The following is a 2,720-nucleotide window of genomic DNA, read 5'->3' as shown; positions in this document are numbered from 1 at the left end:
GCGCCGGCACGCAGGTGGTGGAGACGGGCGAATAAGTGGCCTGACCAATATGGACAGGCCGGAACCGTCCGGCTACCTCGCTGGCCGACGCCGCGCACGGCGCGGGGAGAGGACGGGCGTGCGGATACGGAACCTGCGCTGGTGGATCGTCGCGCTGATCTGCGCCGGCACGGTCGCCAACTATCTCGCGCGCAACTCGCTCGGCGTGCTCGCGCCCGAACTCAAGATCGCGCTGCACATGGACACCCGGCAGTACAGCTACGTCGTCGGCGCGTTCCAGCTCGCGTACACGGTGATGCAGCCGATCGCGGGCGCATTGGTCGACCGGTTCGGGCTGCGCGCGGGCTTCGCGATGTTCGGGCTCGCTTGGTCGCTTGCCAACATGCTCCACGCCCTGGCCGCGGGCTGGCTTGGTCTCGCGATGTTCAGGGGTCTGCTGGGCCTTGCCGAGTCCGCCGCCATCCCGGCGGGGATCAAGGCGGTGGCCGAGTGGTTCCCGGCGCGCGAGCGATCTGTCGCGGTCGGCTGGTTTAACGCGGGCACCTCGCTCGGCGCGCTGATCGCGCCGCCGGTGGTCGCGGTGGTCACGATCTGGCTCGACTGGCGCTGGGCGTTCGTGGTCACCGGCGCGGTCGGGCTCGTCTGGGCCGCTGCCTGGTACACCTTCTATCGCACGCCCGAGACGCACCCGAAGATCACGCCCGAGGAACGGGTGATGATCTCCACCGATCGCCCGGCCGATGCGCCCCACCGCACCCGGCCGCGCGACATCCTGGGCACCGCGCGCTTCTGGGTGATCGCGGTGCCGCGCTTCCTCGCCGAGCCTGCGTGGCAGACGTTCAGCTTCTGGATCCCGCTCTACCTCGCGACGGAGCGGGGCATGGACCTGAAGCAGATCGCGCTGTTCGCGTGGCTACCCTTCCTCGCGGCGGACCTGGGCGGGATCCTGGGCGGCTATCTCTCGCCCTGGCTGATACGGCGCGGCTGGGCGCTCGTCCCGTCGCGTGTCGCTGGAATCGTCCTGGGAGCGGTGCTGATGATCGCGCCGGGGTGCATCGGCCTCGCCGCCAGCCCCTACACCGCGATCGCGCTGTTCTGCGTCGGCGGCTTCGCGCACCAGATGATCTCCGGCCTCATCAACACGCTGTCGGCCGACGTGTTCGCGCCGGGCGAGGTGGGTACCGCCAACGGCTTCATCGGCCAGGCCGGCTGGATTGGCGGCCTGCTGTTCTCGCTGCTGATCGGCCAGCTCGCCGACCGCTTCGGCTATGCGCCGCTGTTCGGGCTGCTCGGTGTCTTCGACCTGATCGGCGCAGTCGTGCTGATCGCCTTCATCGGCCGGCTGACGCTGCCGCCCGCCCTCAATCCCGTCCTGGAGCGCCGCCGATGAGACGTGCTACCCTGTCCAACCCGCCGCGCTTCACGATGACCGAACGGGCGCACGGCCGCGTGACGCTGACTGCCGACACGGGCGCGGTCGCGCACGTGTTCGTGCTGGAGGACGATATCGTCAGGCTGCTGCTGCTCGCCGAGGGGCGCGTCACCAGCCCGCCGAGCTGGGCGATCGCGCCGGGGGCCGACGACATCGCCGAGCCCGGCCGCGACCGGATGAACGTCGCCGGCTTCGCCTGTCCTGCCTTCCGCTGCGACGAGGCCGATGACATGGTGACGATCGAGACGGCGCGGATCCGGCTCGCGATCCGCCTCCACGGCCTGCACTGTACCTGGGAACAGCGCGACGGCCCGACGCTGGACGAAGCCTGGATGCCGATGGCCGCCGATCGCCCGACGCAAGCCTACGACTTCGGCTGGTGGGACGGCCGCGCGCACCATTATCTCGCGCGCCAGCCGGGCGAGCGCTTCTACGGGCTCGGCGACCGCACCGGCGACGCGAACCGCGCCGGTCGCCGTTTCCGCCTGACCAACGTCGACCCGATGGGCTTCGACGCGGAGCATAGCGACCCGCTCTACAAGTCGATCCCCTATCTCCTCGTCGCCGACGAGGCCGCCCGCTGCCACGGCGAGTTCTGGGACAGCACCGCCGACGTGACCGTCGAACTGGGGCGCGAGCTCGACAATTATCACGGCCTCTACCGCCACGTCGTCGCCGAGGCGGGCGACATCGACCTGTGGATGATCGCCGGGCCCGATCCCGCCGCCGTCACGCGCCGCTTCACGTGGCTGACCGGCCGGCCCGCGCTGATGCCGCGCTGGACGCTCGGCTATTCGGGCTCGACGATGACCTACACCGACGCACCCGACGCGGGCGGGCAGATGCAGGGCTTTCTTGACAAGTGCGCGGAGCACGACCTCGGCTGCACGTCGTTCCACCTGTCGTCGGGCTACACGTCGATCGGCGACAAGCGCTACGTCTTTCACTGGAACAGGGACAAGTTCCCCGACCCCGCGGGCTTCGTCGCCTCCTATGCGGCGGCGGGCGTGCGCCTCGTCCCCAACATCAAGCCCGCGCTGCTGCGCAGCCACCCGGCTTACGACGAGGTCGCCGCCGCCGGCTTCTTCGTCGCCGACGAGGACGGTGTGCCGGTGGAGGCGCAGTTCTGGGACGAGGTTGGCAGCTACCTCGATTTCACCAGGCCCGAGGCGGCGCGCTGGTGGCGCGAGCAGGTCGGCGCCGCGCTGCTCGATCACGGCATCGAGGCGACGTGGAACGACAACAACGAATACGAGCTGTGGGACGCGCGCGCGCGCTTCGACGGCTT

The 2,720-nt window shown here is 70.1% G+C and carries 2 protein-coding genes; both read left to right on the top strand.

The window, feature by feature from the left end; all coding sequences use genetic code 11:
• The first annotated feature begins 118 nt into the window (after nt 1-118).
• Nucleotides 119-1,390 carry an MFS transporter gene (locus HUU96_RS14465; RefSeq protein WP_254605254.1) on the top strand — a complete coding sequence of 424 codons (1,272 nt, stop codon included), beginning with the start codon at nt 119-121 and terminating at the stop codon, nt 1,388-1,390.
• Nucleotides 1,387-2,720 (top strand): TIM-barrel domain-containing protein (locus HUU96_RS14460; RefSeq protein ID WP_302480250.1); only part of this gene is annotated, 1,334 nt, incomplete at its 3' end. The genes HUU96_RS14465 and HUU96_RS14460, both read left to right, overlap by 4 nt.

The organism is Sphingomonas bacterium, assembly GCF_903644135.1.
Taxonomy (GTDB): Bacteria; Pseudomonadota; Alphaproteobacteria; order Sphingomonadales; family Sphingomonadaceae; genus Sphingomonas.
This window is presented reverse-complemented; position numbering and strand designations above follow the sequence as displayed.